A 16,011-nucleotide genomic window follows, 5' to 3' on the forward strand; every position below is an offset into this window, starting at 1 on the left:
AAGGGCGGAAGGGGCCCGCGGAGCGCCGGGGCAGGCGCGACCGGAGCCGCGATCATGGGCCGGGCGGCGGGCAGGCCGCCAGCCTTGCCGCCGCGGCGCGCCCGGCCCAGAGGCCGGTGGCAAGGCAGCCGGTCAGCAGGTAGCCGCCGGTCGGAGCCTCCCAGTCCAGCATCTCGCCGGCGACGAAGGTGCCCGGCCGCTCCCTCAGCATCAGGCCCTGGTCCAGCGCCGAGAAGGGCACACCGCCGGCCACGGAGATCGCCTCGTCCATCGGGCGCAGGCCGGCATGCGGCACCGGCAGCGCCTTCAGCAGCGCCGCCAGCGCGGCGGGCTGATCGGGCAGGGGGCGGGCGCATTCCATCAGCAGGGCGCGGGTCGCCGCCGAGAGGTTGACGACCTTGCGCAGGTGGTTCGACAGGCTTTGCTTGCCGCGCGGCCGCGACAGCCGCTTGGACAGCGTCGCGAGGTCGATGTCGGGGCAGAGGTCGATGGCGAGCGGTGCGCCCTCGCGCAGCGCCGGCGACAGCGGATAGAGCCCGCCGCCTTCGAGCCCGCGCGCGGAAATCACCGCCTCGCCGCGCGAGACCAGATCGCCCGCGTGGAAGGCCACGCCCTTCAGCGGTGCGCCGAACTGCGGTTTCATGTGGGTTGACCATTGCACGCAGAGCCCGGCGTTGGCCGGGGCGAAGGGGGTGACCGGAAGGCCCGCGCGCGCGAAGATCTCTGCCCATTGTCCGTCCGAGCCGAGCCGCGCCCAACTGGCTCCGCCGAGCGCCAGCACGGTGACCGGGGGCGTCAGCCGCAGCGCGCCCCCCGGCGTATCCATCAGCACCGCCTCGCCGTCCCAGCCGGTCCAGCGCCAGCGCGTGTGCCGCTGCAGCCCCATGCCGTCCAGCCGCGCCAGCCAGGCGCGCAGCAGCGGCGAGGCCTTCATCCCATGCGGGAAAACCCGGCCGGTGGAGCCGGTGAACAGCGTCTGCCCCAGCCCCTCGGCCCAGTGCATCACCTCCTCGGGAGGGAAGGCCGAGAGCATGGGGCGCAGCGCGGCGGCGGCGGGGCCGTAATTCGACAGGAAGGCGGGAAAGCCCTCGGATTTGGTCAGATTGAGCCCGGACTTGCCCGCCATCAGCAGCTTGCGGCCGAGCGAGGGCCTGGCCTCGGCGAGCACCACGGGATGTCCGGCCGAGAGCAGGGCATCCGCCGCCATCAGCCCGGCGGGGCCGCCGCCGATCACGAGCGCGCCGTTCATCGCCTGCCGTCCGGGTCGCGCCATGTGCACATGGAAGATCTCCTGTCTCGTCTGCTCTGGTCTTGCCCTGCCGCGCCGCCGGGCACAAGGCCGCGGGCCGAGCGGCGCCGGCGGCGCGGCAGGGCCGGACGCAGAAGCCGTGCGTGGCCGAAGATGGCCCGCGACACTGAGCGCGATCAGAAGTTGTTGATTCTTCGAGTGAGGAAGCGTTCCTATTGCTCATGTTCTGATTGAATTCGAGTCGCCCCCGCAGGAGCGAGTCACCATTGACCTGACGATTTTTGAAATGTCTTCGCAACCGGAAGGACGACCCATGATGCGACGCATGGTATCCCTTGCACTGTCGACGAGCCTTCTCGCCTCGCCACTGTTCGCTCAGGTGACCACCGACGCGGGCACGATCTACCCCGAACAGATCGAGCGCTTCTTCAACCAGCCGGGATACTCGCCCTATGCCGGCCGCGCCTTCCCGACCCGTCCGCTCTGGGGCGAACAGCACCTGCACACCGCGTGGTCGGCCGATGCCTTTGCCGGCGGCACCCGCGTCGGGCCCGATGACGCGCTGCGCTATGCCAAGGGGGCCGAGATCACCTCGAGCACCGGCCAGCAGGTCAGGCTGTCACGGCCCTATGACTGGATGGTGGTCACCGATCACTCCGATGCGATGGGCGTGGTGGCCAACATCTACGAGGGGGACCCGGCGCTGCTGGCGGACCCGCAGATCAAGAAGTGGCACGACGGCATGCTCGAGGGCGGCGCCGCCGCCAGCGCGGTGATGATGGAGATGATCGCGGCGCAGGGCAACGGCGAGCTGCCCGAGGCAATGACCGACAACGAGGTGCAGTTCGACATCTGGAAGAAGATGACCGAGATCGTCGAGGGCCATAACGAGCCCGGAATCTTCTCGGCGATCCTCGGCTACGAGTGGTCCTCGAACTACGGCGGCGGCAACAACCTGCACCGCAACCTGATCTATCGCGATGACAAGTATTTCGCCGACCAGGTCCGGCCGCTGACCACCTTCGACACCGAGCAGCCGCGCGAGCTTTGGGACTGGATGCAGGCCTATGAGGACAAGACCGGCGGCCGCATCCTCGCCATCCCGCACAACGGCAACCTGTCGAACGGGCTGATGTTCGCGACCGAGACCCCCGACGGCAACCCGATCGACGCCGCCTGGGCCGAGAAGCGCGCCCGCTGGGAACCGCTCTACGAGGTGACACAGGGCAAGGGCACCTCGGAACAGCACCCCTCGCTCGCGCCCTCCGACGAGTTCGCCGACTTCGAGATCTGGGACAAGGGCAACCTCAATGTCGTGCCCAAGGAGCCGGGCATGATCGAGTATGAATACGCCCGCGAGGCGCTGAAGCGCGGGCTCAAGCTGGAGGACGAGTTCGGCACCAACCCGTTCAAGTTCGGCCTGCTCGGCTCGACCGATGCGCATACCGGCGTGTCCTCGACCGAGGAGAACAATTTCTGGGGCAAGTTCCCGGCCTCCGAGCCTTCGCCCGAGCGCTCGACCGGCAATGCCTTCGACTTCGACGGGCGCACGGTGAAGGACTGGAAGCTCGGGGCCTCCGGCCTCACCGCGGTCTGGGCCACCGAGAACACCCGCGCCTCGATCTGGGACGCGATGAAGCGCAAGGAGGTCTACGGCACCACGGGCACGCGCATCGGCCTGCGCTTCTTCGGCGGCTGGGACTTTGCGCCCGAGGATGCGCTGGGACGCAACCCCGGAACCATCGGCTACGGCAAGGGTGTGCCGATGGGCGCCGACCTGATGCCCGCACCGGAGGGGGCCAGCGCGCCGAACTTCCTCGTCGCCGCGATCAAGGACCCCTATTCGGGCAATCTTGATCGCATCCAGATCATCAAGGGCTGGGTCGATGCCGCGGGCGAGATGCAGGAAAAGATCTACGACGTGGTCTGGTCCGGCGACCGCGCGCCCGGCGAGGACGGCAAGCTGCCCTCGGTGGGCGACACGGTTGATGTCGAGCACGCCTCCTTCACCAACACCATCGGTGCGCCCGAGCTGATCACCGTCTGGACCGATCCCGAGTTCGATCCGGCGCTCGACGCCTTCTACTACGCGCGGGTGATCGAGATCCCGACGCCACGCTGGACCGCCTTTGACGCGGCCTATTTCGAGGAGGCCGCCTTCACCGACGATGTGCCGATGACCGTGACCGAGCGCGCCTACAGCTCGCCGATCTGGTACAGCCACGGGGAGTGATGATGACGGGCTTCGGAACAGAGGTGCCGCTCGGCCGTCCCTTCGATGGGGCGGTCGAGGCGGTGACCAGGGCGCTCGCGGCAGAGGGCTTCGGCGTGATCTCCCGGATCGATCTCGACCGGGCCTTCGCCGAGAAGCTCGACACGGAGTTCCGCCGCTACACCATCCTCGGGGCCTGCAATCCGGCGCTCGCGCTTCGCGCCGTCACGGCGCGGCCCGACGTGGGGCTTTTGCTGCCCTGCAACGTGACCATCGAGGAGGCCCCTGGCGGCGCGCTGGTCCGGCTTGTCGATGCCGGGCAGATGATGGCCATGGGCGATCTTGGGCAAGTGCCCGAGATCGCTGATCTGGCTGCGGATGCCGGGTCGCGTCTGGCCCGCGTCGCCGAGGCGCTGCGCCGGGAGGACGCATGAGGTTCGGTGCGGTCCTCCGTTCGCCGCTGCTGCATTTCTTCGTGCTCGGCGGGCTGGTTTTCGGACTCTACGCACTGATGTCACCGCCCGAGACCCGCGCGCCCGACGAACATGTGCTGCACCTGTCCGAGGCCGAGATGAACCGGCTTGCGGACGGCTTCTTCGCCGCCTGGGGCCGCGTGCCGACCGAGGCGGAGTCGCGCGGCCTGGTCCGCGACTGGGCAATCGAGGAGGTGATGGTGCGCGAGGCGCTGACGCTTGGCCTCGACAAGGGCGATGCGATGATCCGCAACCGCATGCGCGCCAAGATGGAATTCCTCGCCGAGGCCCCCGCCGCGGCCATGACGCCGGCGGAGGATGTCCTGCAGGCGTTCTACACCGAGCAGGCTGCACAATACGCCCGTCCGGCACGGTTCAGTTTCGCACAGGTGCTGCTGCCGCAGGACGCGACGGAGGCAGCGCAGGCCGCGCTGCTGGCAGAGCTCGAACAGGGGGCAGATCCGGCGGACCTTGGCCAGCCGACGATGCTGCCGCCGCGGCTCGACGACATGCCCGGTCCCTCGGTTGCGCGGGTCTTCGGCGGCGGTTTCGTCGCGGCGATCGACGCGCTTCCCCTGGGCCGGTGGTCCGGTCCCATCGACAGCGGCTACGGGCGTCATCTTGTCAGGATGGACACCCGCGAGGAGGCAGAGCTCGCACCGCTCGACAGCCTGCGCGACCGGGTGCTGGCCGATTGGCGTGCGGCCCAGGCGCGAAAGATGCGCACCGCGTTCACCGACGAGCTTCTCAGTCGCTACACGCTCGATCTGCCGCGCGAGGGGGCAGAGGCCGCGCAATGAAACCGCTCGCCCTGCTGCTGCTCGTGCTGACCTGCCTGCTGAACCCCCTGGTGGCTTCGGCCCACGCGCTTGATCCGGGGTTCCTAGAGATCTCGGTGATGGAAGGGACGCAGTGGCGGGTGAGTTGGCGCATGCCCGATGTTGAGGGGCGGCCGATGCCGATCACCCCGGTGCTGCCCGAGAGCTGCCAGAGCACACCCGCGCCGGCTCCGGCGTTCGACGGGCGCGCCTGGGTGACCTCGTTCCTTGCCAGCTGCCCGGAGGGTCTGGCCGGTGGAAAGATCAGCATCGCGGGGCTGGCGAGCACGCGCACCGACGTGCTGGTGCGCTACGAGCTGGAGCCGGGTCAGGCGCAGACCCAGCGCCTGACCGCCAGCGCCGCGGAGTTCACCGTACCCGTCGAGCCCGCCGCCGGGGCGGTTTTCACCAGCTACGTCTCGCTGGGTGTCACCCATATCCTCGAGGGGGCGGATCACCTGCTCTTCGTTTTCGCGCTGCTGCTGCTGGTGCGCCAGCCGCGGCGGCTGCTCTGGGCTATCACGGCCTTTACGCTGGCCCACAGCCTGACGCTCGCCGCCGCGACACTGGGCTGGCTGCGGTTGCCCTCGGCGCCCGTCGAGGTTGTGGTGGCGCTGTCCATCGTCTTCCTGGCCTATGAACTCGCGCTGCCGCCCGAACGCCGGGACCCGGTCGCCGAGCGCTTTCCGGCGCTGGTCTCCTTCGGCTTCGGGTTGATCCACGGGCTGGGCTTCGCGGGCGCGCTGCGCGAGATCGGCCTGCCGCAGGCCGACATTCCCCTGGCGTTGCTGTCGTTCAATATCGGCGTCGAACTCGGCCAGCTGATGTTCATCGCGCTGGTGCTGGGCTTGGGCTACCTCGCACGGCGCATGGCGCCGGTGCTCGCCGATCATGGGCCGCGCCTCAGCCGCCTGAGCAGCTACGGCATCGGGAGCATTGCCGCATTCTGGGTGATCGAACGGCTTGCAGCCTTCTGAGCCGGGCGCGCGGAAGCCGCGGCTGGCAGCGTGTTGCCGGTCTGCCCATCGCGCGCGGCGACTGACCGGCAAGGGGCGGCGTGTCGAAACAAGTGAAACACGGGCCGGCATCGGGCTGAAACCGCCACGCGCCAGGGTGAAGGGGTCGAAACACTTTGCGAAAGGCCGACCCGATGACCAAGCAAGAGACCCCCAAGCGCTGGACACCGCCGCAACCGGGCCCGCGTATGCCGACAAGCTGGCGCTTCACCGACTGGGCCTCGATCTGAGCGCCCGGGACGTCGCGCGCAGCGATCAGACCTGCGCGACGGCGAAAAAGGCGGGCGCTTCGAAAGAGATGGTCCCATCGCTGTTGCGATACTGGCCAAGCACCTCCGGGGCCCGCGCCTTCAGCGCCGCCATGGTCTCCGGAGTCGCCAGAGAGGCGAGCGTCCAGCCGCCGATCTCGGTATCGAGCCAGGCGTCCATCGAGGCATGGCGGATCTGTCCGGTCTTGTGGATGATCTGCGCGTCCTCGAGCCCGCCCTCCCGCAGCACCTTCTCCAGCGTTGCGGGGTCGCCGAGGCTGAAGGGAGGCTTGAACGCCTCGGCCGCGGCATCGCCCATGATCTCTCCCAGCAGCGGGACAAGATCGCGATATCCCGGCGAGTTTTCCCATGTGTCGAAAACCGAAACGGCCAGGTGACCGCCGGGGTGGCAGACCCGCGCCATCTCGCGCAGCGCCTGTCCGCGATCGGCAAGGAACATCAAGGCGAACTGGCAGGTCACCGCGTCGAAGCTGTTGTCCTCGAAGGGCAGCGACTCGGCGGCAGCCAGCTGAAAGCTTGCGTGCGGAGCCTTCTCGCGCGCGATGGTCAGCATGCCCTCGTTGATGTCCACGCCGGTCACGCTGGCGCCGCGCGCCAGCGCGGCGCGCGCCACGATCCCGGTGCCGGTGGCCACGTCGAGCACCCGCCCGCCGCCTCGGATCCCGGCGGCTTCCACCAGCCACGGCGCGAATTGCCCGAACAGCGCGGGTACGAAGAACTGCTCGTACACCCGCGCTGCCGCGGCGGTGATCTGGCCCGTGGCGGCGTCTTCCTGTTTCATCCCTGGAGTATCCATGCCCATGACCTCCTCCCGTGTTCAGAGCAGCGGCCCTTACAGTATAGCACAGCAGGGCGGTTTAGGGCGGACCGGCATGGCGGTGTCCGCGCGGGCGGCGCGACGAAGCGCAGCCTGCGCGGCGTGGGTCAGCGCGCGGTGTAGCCACCGTCGACCAGGTGGTAGGAGCCGGTGATGAAGCTCGCCTTGTCCGACAGCAGGAAGAGCGTCAGGTTCGCCACTTCCTCGGGCGTGCCCATGCGGTTCTGTGCCGCCTGGCTTTCGAGGAAGGCCTTGGTGTCATCGTCGAGGTTGGCATCGAGCAGCGGCGTCTTGATGAAGCCCGGCCCGATCGAGTTGATACGGATATTGTCCTCGGCGTGTTCCAGCGCCGCCGACTTGGTCAGCCCCACCACGCCGTGCTTGGCGGCGACATAGGCCGAGGAATTGGCGATGCCCACCGAGCCCAGCATCGAGGCCATGTTGACGATGGCGCCGCCGCCGGCCCGCTTCATCGCCGGAACCGCGAAGCGGACGCCGTAGAAGACGCCGTTGAGGTTCACGTCGATCACCGATTTCCAGCTGTCGAGCGGGTAGTCGCCGGTCTTGGCCGCGACACCGCTGATCCCGGCGTTGCTGACCAGCAGATGCAGTGCGCCGGTCTTCTCCTCGGCGAAGGCGACCATGGCCTCGACGCTGGCGGGATCGGCGACGTTGCCGGCGAAGCCGTAAGCCGTGCCGCCCTTGGCGGTGATCGCCGCGGCTTCTCGGTCGGCATCTTCCTGCTTGAGGTCCGCGACGATGACGGTTGCGCCCGAGGCTGCCAGCGACTCGGCGATCGCGAGGCCGATGCCGGACGCCGCGCCGGTGACAATTGCGGTCTTGCCACTGAAGAAAATGTCCATGTCAGGTCCTTTCTCACTATGGCCTGTAACTTGTATACCTTGGGATGCCGAGACAATTTGCGCCTTTGCACAGAGGCTTATGCAAAATTGACCATCACGTTTCCGAGCGTCGGGCTGGTCCTTGAGGCGCGATGCGGCGGGTGGTGCCCCCCTGCATCGCAGCCTTTCCGGCGCGACACCCTCACATTTTCGGCAGAATGGGGATAAGGCGGCGGGCAGAGAGAATCTTCCCAGGAGAGAGCGATGTCCTATTTCCCGCGATGGCGTGTCGGCACGGGCCAGGTGATCATGCCGGACGAAAGGCTGCCCGGTGCCGCGTCGCTGCCGATGGGCATCCAGCACCTGCTGGCCATGTCCGGCTCGACCATCGTCGCCCCCATCCTGATGGGCTTTGATCCCAACGTCGCGGTGTTCTTCTCGGGGATCGGCACGCTGCTCTTCTTCATCCTGACCGCCGGGCGGGTGCCGAGCTACCTCGGCTCTTCCTTCGCCTTCATCGCGGTGGTCCTGTCGGTGCTCGGGCAGGAGGGGGCGACCATTGCCCATGCGCTCGGCGGCATCATCGCCTGCGGCGCGCTCTATGCGCTGATCGGTGTCATCGTCATGTTGGCCGGCTACGGCTGGGTCGAAAAGCTGATGCCGCCGGTGGTGACCGGCACCATCGGCATCGCCATCGGCCTCAACCTCGCGCCGGTCGCGGTCGACCAGCTCAACGCCTTTGGCACGCCGACGCCCTCGCATCTGACGGTGGCGCTGCTGACCGTGCTCTGCATGGCGATGGTGTCCTGCTACGGCCCGTCCCGCACCCGGCGGCTGTCGGTGCTGCTGGCGCTGCTCTTCGGCTATGTGCTGGTGCTGGTGCTGGGCAACATCCTCGGCCTCATGCCCGCAATCGACTTCTCGAACGTCGCCGCCGCCGACTGGTTCGGCCTGCCGCACTTCCAGACGCCGGAATTCCACTGGTCGGCGATCACCCTGATCGCGCCGGTCGCCATCGTGCTGGTTGCCGAGAACCTCGGACACATCAAGGCGCTCGGGGCGATCACCGGGCAGGACATGGACCGCTACATCGGCCGGGGCTTCCTGGCCGACGGTCTGGCGACCATGGTCGCGGGCTCGGGCGGCGGAACCGGGGTGACCACCTACGCAGAGAACATCGGCGTCATGGCGATGACCAAGGTCTATTCCACGCTGGTCTTCGTGATTGCCGCCTTCGTCGCCATCCTGCTTGGCCTTTCGCCGAAGTTCGGCGCGCTGCTGCAGACCATCCCGGCGCCGGTGCTGGCGGGGCTCTCGGTGGCGGTTTTCGGGCTGATCGCCTCGGCCATGGCGCGCATCTGGATCGAGAACAAGGTGGATTTCTCGGACCCGCGCAACCTCTTCACCGCGGGCATCGCGCTGATCTTCGGGGCGGGGGACTTCACCCTGCACATCGGCGCGTTCTCGCTGGGTGGCATCGGCACCTCGACGCTGGCGGCGCTGCTGCTCTACCAGCTGCTCGGCATCGGCCGGAAGGCCTGAGCCAAGCACGGGCTCCGTGCCGCCCTGCGCGGCGCGGAGCAGGCCGCTGCGCCGGTCAGAGCCTGACCGGCTGGCCGGTGCGAATGCTCTCGTCCGCCGCGAGGCAGATGCCCAGCGAGGCGACGGCGTCGCTCATGTGCCGGGTCAGGTCCTCGTCGTCCACGATGGCGCGGTAAAGGTAGTCCTGCTCGCGGTCGCAGAGCGCCTGGTGATCGGGCTCCCCCTCCATGCTCAGCCATTCGTCCTCGCGCAGCAATGCGCCGTCCTCGCCGGTCTCGGCATGGTGGACCCGCAGGCGCGAGGTCTGGGTATGCGCGTTGATGTCGGCCGAGCCGGTCTTTTCCTCCATGACGATGGACACCGCGCCGTTGGGGGACATGACGTCCTTCACGAAATAGGCCGTCTCCGAAATCATCGGGCCCCAGCCCGCCTCGTACCAGCCGACGCTGCCGTCGTCGAAGAGCACCTGGAACTGGCCGTAGTTGTACATGCCCTCCTTCAGCCCCTTGGCGAAGGGCACGCCCATGCCGCGCACCTCGACGGGGGTGCCGTCGGTGATCTGGCACATGACATCGACGTAGTGCACGCCGCAATCGACGATGGGCGAGGTGGTCTTGAGGATCTCCTGGTGGATCTTCCAGGCGGTGCCGCTCGACTGCTGGTTGAGGTTCATGCGGAAGGCATAGGGGCCGCCAAGCCCGCGCGCCTCGGAGATCAGCCGCATCCACGAGGGGTGATGGCGCAGGATGTAGCCGACGACCAGCTTGCGGCCGTGCGCCTTCGCTGCGGCCACGACACGTTCGGCATCGGCAACATTGGCGGCGAGCGGCTTTTCCACGAAGACATGCGCACCCGCTTTGATGGCGGTGACGGCGTAGTCGGCATGGGTGTCGGTATGGGTGGCGATGGAGACCACGTCGGGCTTCAGCTCGGCCAGCGCCGCTTCGAAGTCTTGGTGCAGCGGATAGCCCGAAAGCGCCTCGGGCAGATCGCGTTTGGAGCGGTTCACCAGGCCGATGATCTCGAAGCCGGGGTGGGCGTGGTAGGCGAGGGCGTGGCTCTGGCCCATCTGGCCGAGGCCCACGACCATGACGGAGAGTTTCTTGCTGGCTTGATCGGTCATCGGGTCTGTCGTCTTTCCTGCTGCGCGGACTCGCGGAGGGGCGCGCGCCGCCGGGCCATCGCGGCCGGGCGGCGCGGCAAGAGTTGATCAGGCTGCGGCTTCGGCCACGCTGCGGCGCGCTTCGGCGATCTTCTGCGCGCCCATGCTGGCCAGCGCCACGATGAAGGGCGTGGGGTTGGTGGCGGTCACCGTGGGGATGATGCCATTGCCCGCGACATGCAGGTTCTCGAAGCCCCAGACCCGGCTGTAGCGGTCGCAGACGCTGGTGCCGTCATCCGTTTCGCCCATGCGCATGGTGCCCTGGTAATGCAGCGAGTTGCCGGTGGGGATGCGGACCGTGGCGAAGCCGTCGAGCGGCGTGCCGAGGGTGGCGGCGATCTTCTCGGCCACGGCCTTGCCCATCGCGATGCGCTCTTCGTCTACCTCGTTGACCGGCGCGTGGATCGAGAAGCTGGGCAGGCCCTTCCAGTCGAGGGTCTCGTCGTCGAAGATGATGCGGTTCTCGGGGCGTGGATCGGCGGCGACGAAGAGGCCCATCCCGACCAGCGTGCCCTCGACCTGCTCGGGGAAGGGGAACTTCGCAGGATCGTTGCCGTGGATGGTGACCGAGAAGGGGAAGTCCTCGTTGTCTACGCGCGGGATCCAGGACATCGAGGTGAGCGGTCCGGGAATGTCGGTGACGAAGAAACGGTTGATCAGGTAGTGATCGTTGATGGTGCGCCCCAGCGCCTCGGGGCGGATGCCCGACCCGTAGAGCAGCTGCGGCCCGTGCAGCGAATCCGCCGCGACGACGACCGTGCCCGCGCGCACCTGCCAGCTCTCGCCGCTGGTCATGCTGACCAGTTCGACGCCGGTGGCGATGCCATTCTCGTGCAGCACGCGGCGGCAGGCGGTCTCGGGGAGGATGCGGAACATCTCCTCGGGCTCGTTCACCATCTCGCCGAGGATGTGGTCGGTGCCATGGGTGATGACGCCGTCTTCGGTGACCGTGTAGGCCAGCGGCATGGGCTGCACCTTGCGGTCCTCGGGCCGGCCGGGGTTGAACACCTCGCCGAGCCGCCGGCGCATCTCCTCGGAGCCCTTGCAGCCGGGGAAGGGGTGTTTGTTGGAGCCGAGCAGTTCATCGGCCAGTTGCAGTGCCGCTTCCATTTCATCGGGGTCGATGAAGGGCACGCGCTCGGATTTCGACGGATGCGGGCAGCCCGAGGTCCATTGCACGCCCATGCCGCCCACCGAAGCCGCGGCAAAACCCGCAAAGGCGGTCTCGTCCGGCGTGTCGGTGTTGGCGAAGAAGAGGCCCGGACGGCGATGCAGCGAGGCATCGTGCCCGCCCGCCTTGCGGGCCTGCCACTCCTCGCGGGTGATCGGTGCGTAGGTCACGCCGCGCTTCGGACCCTGCGCCAGAAGCTGCGCCTCGGTGCGGGCTGGGTCGGGCAGGTTGTCGAGGTGTTTGCCGATCTCGGGCGTGGTCTTGGGGCCGGCCTCGACCATGAGGATACGCGCTTGCGGCCAGTCGCGGCGGATGATCCGCGCATAGGTGGAGCCGGTGGGGCCGCTCCCCACGATGACGACATCTGCGGCACGGGTGGTCATGGTCGGAACTCCGAGTGAACGTAAATTCTTTTCAGTTTGGCTGGCATGAGCGCCCGTAAATGCCGTGAAGTCAATAAGGTTGTGTAAAATTTTTTCGGGTGTTAGCGTCCCGAGAAAGCCCGCTTGCACGAGCTGCGGGCGACATGTGTTTCCATATGAAAACAGGGATTTCCCATGCAATTCGGCGTCAGCTCCTACAGTTTCCAGCCGCTGCTGCGGCGGCAGGAGATTACCCTCGAAGGCGTGTTCGAGCAGATCGCAGCGTCGGGTGGAACGCACATGGAACTGGCCACGCTCACGATTGGTCACGACCTTGAAGCGATGATGGACTACGAACTCTACGAAGATGCCGGGACGAGGGGCAGGCTGGAGGCCGCTGCCGCAAATACGGGCATTGTCCTGTCGGGCCTCTGCATCCCGGCGAGCTTCATCGGTGAGGAGACGGGCACACGGCGCGCGCAGATCGACCGCGCCAAGCGCTACGTCGATCTCTGCGCTGACATGGGCGTTGGCTTTCTGCGCACGGACGTCGTGCCCTGGGCCTTGCGGCCCGAGAGCTACGCGCAGGTCGAGGCGCTGTTTCCGGTGATCACCGAGGCCTGCATCGAGCTGGCCGATCACGCGGCGGCGCGGGGCGTGGTGACCAGCATCGAGAACCACGGCTTCCTGATGAATTCGAGCGAGCGCTGCCGCCGGCTCGTCCATGCGGTGGACAGCCCGAACTTCCGCATGACGCTGGATGTGGGCAACTTCCTTTGCGTCGACGAGGATCCGCTGATGGCCACGCAGAGCTGCCTCGACATCGCCAGTTTCGTGCACGTGAAGGACTTTCTTCGGCGCAAGCGCTATCCGGGGCCGGGCTGGCTTGAGACCCTCGGGGGGCGGCATATCGTCGGCACTGTTTTCGGGTTCGGGGACCTCGACACCCATGCGCTCGTCCGGGCGATCCTGCGCTCGGGATACGATGGCTACGTCTCGCTGGAGTTCGAGGGCAACGAGCCGACGCTCATGGGCTGCGACACCGGGCTGGCCAACGTGATCCGCATCTTCAGCGAGGTGAAGGCCGAGCTCGCGGCCTGATCGCGCGGCCTACGACGCGCGCGTTGCGGCGGATCATAGGCCGCGCAGCGCCTCGACCCGCGCCCGGATGTCCGCGAGCCGCGCGCGGCCGCCGCCGGGCACCTCGACCGAGGCCCAGCCGCTGTAGCCCACCGCGCGCAGCGCCGCGTTGACCTTTGCCCAGTCGCAATCGCCTTCGCCGAGTTCGACCTCGAACCCCTTCCAGGGACCCTCGGCATCCATCTTCGTGCGGCTGTACTCCTTGAGATCGACCCGGCAGATGCGCGCGCCAAGCACCTCGATCCAGTCGGTCGGATAGCCGTTGCGAAGGATGTTGCCGACGTCGAGATACCAGCCCAGCAGCGGATGATCGAAGCGGTCGATGAAGGCGGCCGCCTCCAACGGACTCAGCAGGAAGTTGTTCCAGACGTTCTCGATGGCGATGCGGACCCCGGTCCGCTCGGCATGGGGCAGGATCTGCTCAAGTCCGGCGATGGCGCGCTCCCAGGCGGTGGCATAGCTGACCTCGGGGCCGACCGCGCCCGGCACCAGAAGCACGGTCTCGGCCCCGATGGTGCGTGCGGTTTCCAGTGCCGCGATCATGCCCTGCACGCCGGCCGCGCGCACCTCGGCATCGGGCGAGGACAACGGGTGGCTCCAGTGACGTGCATTGATCACGCCGGGCAGGGCCACGCCACTCGCCGCGCTGGCGGCGATGATCTCGTCCAGAGGCAAGTCGCTGGGGGCGTCGATTTCGACCCCGTCGTAGCCGAGGTCGGCGAGCATGGCAAAGGTCTCGGCGATGCTCTGCTCGGGCGCGTCGATCATGTTCCACTTGAGGCTGATGCGGGCAAAAGGCAACGCGGCGGCGGGCTGTTGGGTCATCTTTTCGACGGGTCCTTTTGTCTTGCGCCGGAACGTGGCGCCGGCAGGCTTTGCGTAGATTTGGAAAATTTCTTTCATAAATCCGCGGCATTTTCGAGGAATCTATTGCCTATTTGGCGCGCTCGCGCCAGAAAAAAGAAAATCAATTTCGCGGAGTTCCGACATGACCATTCCCGGCATCCACCGTCTCGACGCAGCCGACGCCCAGGCGGGCGGACAGGAGCGTCCATTCTCCAAGGCCGTGCGCGCGGGGGATTTCGTCTTTGTCTCGGGGCAGGTGCCGACGCGGGACGGCGAGGTCGTGGTGGGCAGTATCGCGGTGCAGACCGAGGTGGTGATCGAGAACATCAAGGAGGTTCTGGCGCTGGCGGGCTGCGGGCTCGAACACGTGGTGAAGGTCGGTGTCTGGCTCGACGACGCGCGCGACTTCTCGTCCTTCAACGCAGTGTTCAAGAAACACTTCAGCCTTCATCCGCCAGCACGCTCGACCGTGGAATCGCCACTGATGGTCGATGCCAAGGTCGAGATGGATGTGGTCGCCTACAACCCGCTGAAGGGGTGATCGGCGGTGAAGGTCCTGATCCTCGGGGATGCGGAGGCGGCAGCGGGTCGCGCGGCAGAGATCATCGCAGCGCAGGTCACGGCCAAGCCGGCCTCTGTGCTGGGACTTGCCACGGGCGGCACGATGGAGGCCGTTTACGCGCGGCTGATCGCGCTGCACCGCGCCGGCAGCGCGTCCTTCGCCGAGGCATCGAGCTTCAATCTCGACGAGTACGTCGGACTCGCGGGGGACCATCCCTGTTCCTACCGCCGGTACATGGCCGAGAAGCTGTTCGGGCAGATCGACATCGCCCCCGAGGCGGCGCATCTGCCGGTCGGCGAGGCAGTGGACCCCGAGGCCGAAGCGCTGCGCTACGAGGCGGCCATCGTCGCTGCGGGGGATATCGATCTGCAACTGCTGGGGCTTGGCCTCAATGGCCATATCGGCTTCAACGAACCGACCTCGAGCCTCAGTTCAATCACCCGGCTGAAGACGCTGGAGCGCTCGACGCGCGCGGCCAACAGCCGCTACTTCCCCGACGGCGAAGAGCCGCCCCGGCTGGCGATCACCATGGGCATCGGCACGATCATGCGGGCCCGCGAGGTTCTGCTCGTGGCCACCGGCACGGCCAAGGCGCGGGCCGTGGCACAGGTGATCGAGGGACCGGTCTCGGCGCGCTGGCCGGGCAGCGTGCTTCAGATGCACCGCCACGCGACGATCGTGCTTGACCGCGCGGCGGCCAGCGAGCTGGCGCTGTTCGACTACTATCTGGATGTGCACCCCGAATGAGGCGGATGCCGCGCGTATGGGAGCCCGGCCTCAGCGCCGGGCGTCCTGCCGTTCGAGCAAGCGTCTGAGGTCCGCCACCGTGGCGGCGTCGGTGCGCCGTGCTCCTTCTGGCTGGAAGCCGAAGCGGGCAAGCTTGGGCGCGGCGGGATCGGGCTGCGAGCCAGAGGCATGGACCTCACGTGGATCGAGTGCGTCGAGCAGGTCAGGCAGGCTCGCGCTCGACACCCCCGCGCCGGGCATGATGCGGATGCGGTCCCCCGCGTGGGCCATCATTTGCCGCAGCCTGTCCGTCCCCGCGCTGGCCGACGCCGCGCCGCCCGAGCTGAGAATGCGCGAGATGCCAAGCGCCGCCGCCTGATCGATCGCTTCGAAGGGGTCCTCCATGAGGTCGATGCAGCGGTGCAGCGTGATGTCGTGTCCCTTTGCGGCGGTCACCAGGCGCTGCATGACCGGCAGGTCGAGCGAGACGCCCTGCGCCGTCGTGCGTGTCGCGCCGATGACCACCCCGGCGAGGCCGGCGCGCAGCACGGTGGCGATCTCCGCCTCCATCGCCCCGACCTCCTCGGCGCTCCAGTCGAAGCCGCCGGCGCGGGGCCGGATCATCGCCAGCACGGGCACCGGCGTGCGGGCGGCAAGCTCGATCAGCCCCTGGCTGGGGGTCAGGCCGCCGAGGGCCAGCGCCGCGCAGAGTTCGATGCGATCCGCGCCGCCGTCGAGGGCGGCGGCCAGCCCGGCGGGACTGTCGATGCAGATTTCAAGAATGCGGGTCATTGCGTCTCCTTG

Annotated in this window: 15 protein-coding genes; 8 read left to right on the plus strand and 7 right to left on the minus strand. The window is 67.8% G+C overall.

Features of this window, described 5'->3' with window-relative positions:
* Positions 1–52: 52 nt before the first annotated feature.
* Complete coding sequence (locus tag IQ782_RS10785) at positions 53–1,273, minus strand: TIGR03862 family flavoprotein (protein ID WP_240989232.1); 1,221 nt, start codon at positions 1,271–1,273, stop codon at positions 53–55.
* Between the two features lie 301 nt (positions 1,274–1,574).
* On the opposite strand from IQ782_RS10785, the gene IQ782_RS10790 reads away from it, so the two are divergent.
* Genes IQ782_RS10790 through IQ782_RS10805 form a run of 4 tightly spaced genes read left to right on the plus strand, consistent with a single transcriptional unit; the run spans position 1,575 to position 5,729 of the window.
* Positions 1,575–3,482 carry a DUF3604 domain-containing protein gene (locus tag IQ782_RS10790; RefSeq protein ID WP_240989233.1) on the plus strand — a complete coding sequence of 636 codons (1,908 nt, stop codon included), beginning with the start codon at positions 1,575–1,577 and terminating at the stop codon, positions 3,480–3,482.
* A gap of 2 nt (positions 3,483–3,484) precedes the next feature.
* The gene (locus IQ782_RS10795) at positions 3,485–3,895 is read left to right on the plus strand and encodes a DUF302 domain-containing protein (RefSeq protein WP_194134644.1); all 411 of its coding nucleotides are present in this window, start codon (positions 3,485–3,487) and stop codon (positions 3,893–3,895) included.
* Positions 3,892–4,734: a peptidyl-prolyl cis-trans isomerase gene (locus tag IQ782_RS10800; RefSeq protein ID WP_194134645.1), complete on the plus strand. Its 843-nt coding sequence runs from the start codon at positions 3,892–3,894 to the stop codon at positions 4,732–4,734. Before IQ782_RS10795 ends, IQ782_RS10800 begins: the two co-directional genes overlap by 4 nt.
* Positions 4,731–5,729 (plus strand): HupE/UreJ family protein, encoded by a 999-nt coding sequence (locus IQ782_RS10805; protein WP_194134646.1) that lies wholly within the window; start codon positions 4,731–4,733, stop codon positions 5,727–5,729. The genes IQ782_RS10800 and IQ782_RS10805 overlap by 4 nt, the downstream gene beginning before the upstream one ends.
* A 294-nt stretch (positions 5,730–6,023) precedes the next feature.
* Here IQ782_RS10805 and IQ782_RS10810 read toward each other — a convergent pair whose 3' ends face one another.
* A complete protein-coding gene (locus IQ782_RS10810) occupies positions 6,024–6,833 on the minus strand; it encodes a class I SAM-dependent methyltransferase (RefSeq protein ID WP_194134647.1) in 810 nt (269 codons plus the stop codon).
* A gap of 128 nt (positions 6,834–6,961) precedes the next feature.
* Positions 6,962–7,717, minus strand: coding sequence for an SDR family NAD(P)-dependent oxidoreductase (locus IQ782_RS10815; protein ID WP_194134648.1), 756 nt, complete (start codon positions 7,715–7,717; stop codon positions 6,962–6,964).
* A gap of 243 nt (positions 7,718–7,960) precedes the next feature.
* Here IQ782_RS10815 and IQ782_RS10820 point away from each other — a divergent pair, with 243 nt between their 5' ends.
* Entirely contained in the window at positions 7,961–9,238 is a 1,278-nt protein-coding gene (locus IQ782_RS10820) for a solute carrier family 23 protein (protein WP_194134649.1), read from the plus strand.
* Positions 9,239–9,293: 55 nt separating this feature from the next.
* Here IQ782_RS10820 and IQ782_RS10825 read toward each other — a convergent pair whose 3' ends face one another.
* Together IQ782_RS10825 and IQ782_RS10830 are read right to left on the minus strand one after the other, a co-directional pair.
* Positions 9,294–10,361 (minus strand): Gfo/Idh/MocA family protein, encoded by a 1,068-nt coding sequence (locus IQ782_RS10825; RefSeq protein ID WP_194134650.1) that lies wholly within the window; start codon positions 10,359–10,361, stop codon positions 9,294–9,296.
* 87 nt (positions 10,362–10,448) lie between these two features.
* Positions 10,449–11,954, minus strand: coding sequence for a GMC oxidoreductase (locus IQ782_RS10830; protein ID WP_194134651.1), 1,506 nt, complete (start codon positions 11,952–11,954; stop codon positions 10,449–10,451).
* Between the two features lie 174 nt (positions 11,955–12,128).
* On the opposite strand from IQ782_RS10830, the gene IQ782_RS10835 reads away from it, so the two are divergent.
* Complete coding sequence (locus tag IQ782_RS10835) at positions 12,129–13,034, plus strand: sugar phosphate isomerase/epimerase family protein (protein ID WP_194134652.1); 906 nt, start codon at positions 12,129–12,131, stop codon at positions 13,032–13,034.
* Between the two features lie 33 nt (positions 13,035–13,067).
* On the opposite strand, the gene IQ782_RS10840 is transcribed toward IQ782_RS10835, so the two are convergent.
* Positions 13,068–13,898: a sugar phosphate isomerase/epimerase family protein gene (locus IQ782_RS10840; RefSeq protein ID WP_240989234.1), complete on the minus strand. Its 831-nt coding sequence runs from the start codon at positions 13,896–13,898 to the stop codon at positions 13,068–13,070.
* Between the two features lie 163 nt (positions 13,899–14,061).
* Here IQ782_RS10840 and IQ782_RS10845 point away from each other — a divergent pair, with 163 nt between their 5' ends.
* Together IQ782_RS10845 and nagB are read left to right on the plus strand one after the other, a co-directional pair.
* Positions 14,062–14,460 (plus strand): RidA family protein, encoded by a 399-nt coding sequence (locus IQ782_RS10845; RefSeq protein WP_194134653.1) that lies wholly within the window; start codon positions 14,062–14,064, stop codon positions 14,458–14,460.
* Positions 14,461–14,466: 6 nt separating this feature from the next.
* On the plus strand, positions 14,467–15,228 hold the full coding sequence (gene nagB, locus IQ782_RS10850) for a glucosamine-6-phosphate deaminase (RefSeq protein ID WP_194134654.1): 762 nt from the start codon (positions 14,467–14,469) through the stop codon (positions 15,226–15,228).
* Positions 15,229–15,258: 30 nt separating this feature from the next.
* Here the strand turns inward: nagB and IQ782_RS10855 are convergent, their stop codons facing one another.
* Complete coding sequence (locus tag IQ782_RS10855) at positions 15,259–15,999, minus strand: copper homeostasis protein CutC (RefSeq protein ID WP_194134655.1); 741 nt, start codon at positions 15,997–15,999, stop codon at positions 15,259–15,261.
* Between the last annotated feature and the right edge of the window lie 12 nt (positions 16,000–16,011).

Source organism: Salipiger mangrovisoli (genome assembly GCF_015223355.1).
In the GTDB taxonomy this organism is placed as follows: Bacteria; Pseudomonadota; Alphaproteobacteria; order Rhodobacterales; family Rhodobacteraceae; genus Salipiger; species Salipiger mangrovisoli.

What these genes read in the sequence shown, in the direction of transcription:
- IQ782_RS10785 (WP_240989232.1), bottom strand. Translation starts at nt 1,273, where the DNA reads ATGGCGCGACCCGGACGGCAGGCGATGAACGGCGCGCTCGTGATCGGC.
- IQ782_RS10790 (WP_240989233.1), top strand. Translation starts at nt 1,575, where the DNA reads ATGGTATCCCTTGCACTGTCGACGAGCCTTCTCGCCTCGCCACTGTTC.
- IQ782_RS10795 (WP_194134644.1), top strand. Translation starts at nt 3,485, where the DNA reads ATGACGGGCTTCGGAACAGAGGTGCCGCTCGGCCGTCCCTTCGATGGG.
- IQ782_RS10800 (WP_194134645.1), top strand. Translation starts at nt 3,892, where the DNA reads ATGAGGTTCGGTGCGGTCCTCCGTTCGCCGCTGCTGCATTTCTTCGTG.
- IQ782_RS10805 (WP_194134646.1), top strand. Translation starts at nt 4,731, where the DNA reads ATGAAACCGCTCGCCCTGCTGCTGCTCGTGCTGACCTGCCTGCTGAAC.
- IQ782_RS10810 (WP_194134647.1), bottom strand. Translation starts at nt 6,833, where the DNA reads ATGGATACTCCAGGGATGAAACAGGAAGACGCCGCCACGGGCCAGATC.
- IQ782_RS10815 (WP_194134648.1), bottom strand. Translation starts at nt 7,717, where the DNA reads ATGGACATTTTCTTCAGTGGCAAGACCGCAATTGTCACCGGCGCGGCG.
- IQ782_RS10820 (WP_194134649.1), top strand. Translation starts at nt 7,961, where the DNA reads ATGTCCTATTTCCCGCGATGGCGTGTCGGCACGGGCCAGGTGATCATG.
- IQ782_RS10825 (WP_194134650.1), bottom strand. Translation starts at nt 10,361, where the DNA reads ATGACCGATCAAGCCAGCAAGAAACTCTCCGTCATGGTCGTGGGCCTC.
- IQ782_RS10830 (WP_194134651.1), bottom strand. Translation starts at nt 11,954, where the DNA reads ATGACCACCCGTGCCGCAGATGTCGTCATCGTGGGGAGCGGCCCCACC.
- IQ782_RS10835 (WP_194134652.1), top strand. Translation starts at nt 12,129, where the DNA reads ATGCAATTCGGCGTCAGCTCCTACAGTTTCCAGCCGCTGCTGCGGCGG.
- IQ782_RS10840 (WP_240989234.1), bottom strand. Translation starts at nt 13,898, where the DNA reads ATGACCCAACAGCCCGCCGCCGCGTTGCCTTTTGCCCGCATCAGCCTC.
- IQ782_RS10845 (WP_194134653.1), top strand. Translation starts at nt 14,062, where the DNA reads ATGACCATTCCCGGCATCCACCGTCTCGACGCAGCCGACGCCCAGGCG.
- IQ782_RS10855 (WP_194134655.1), bottom strand. Translation starts at nt 15,999, where the DNA reads ATGACCCGCATTCTTGAAATCTGCATCGACAGTCCCGCCGGGCTGGCC.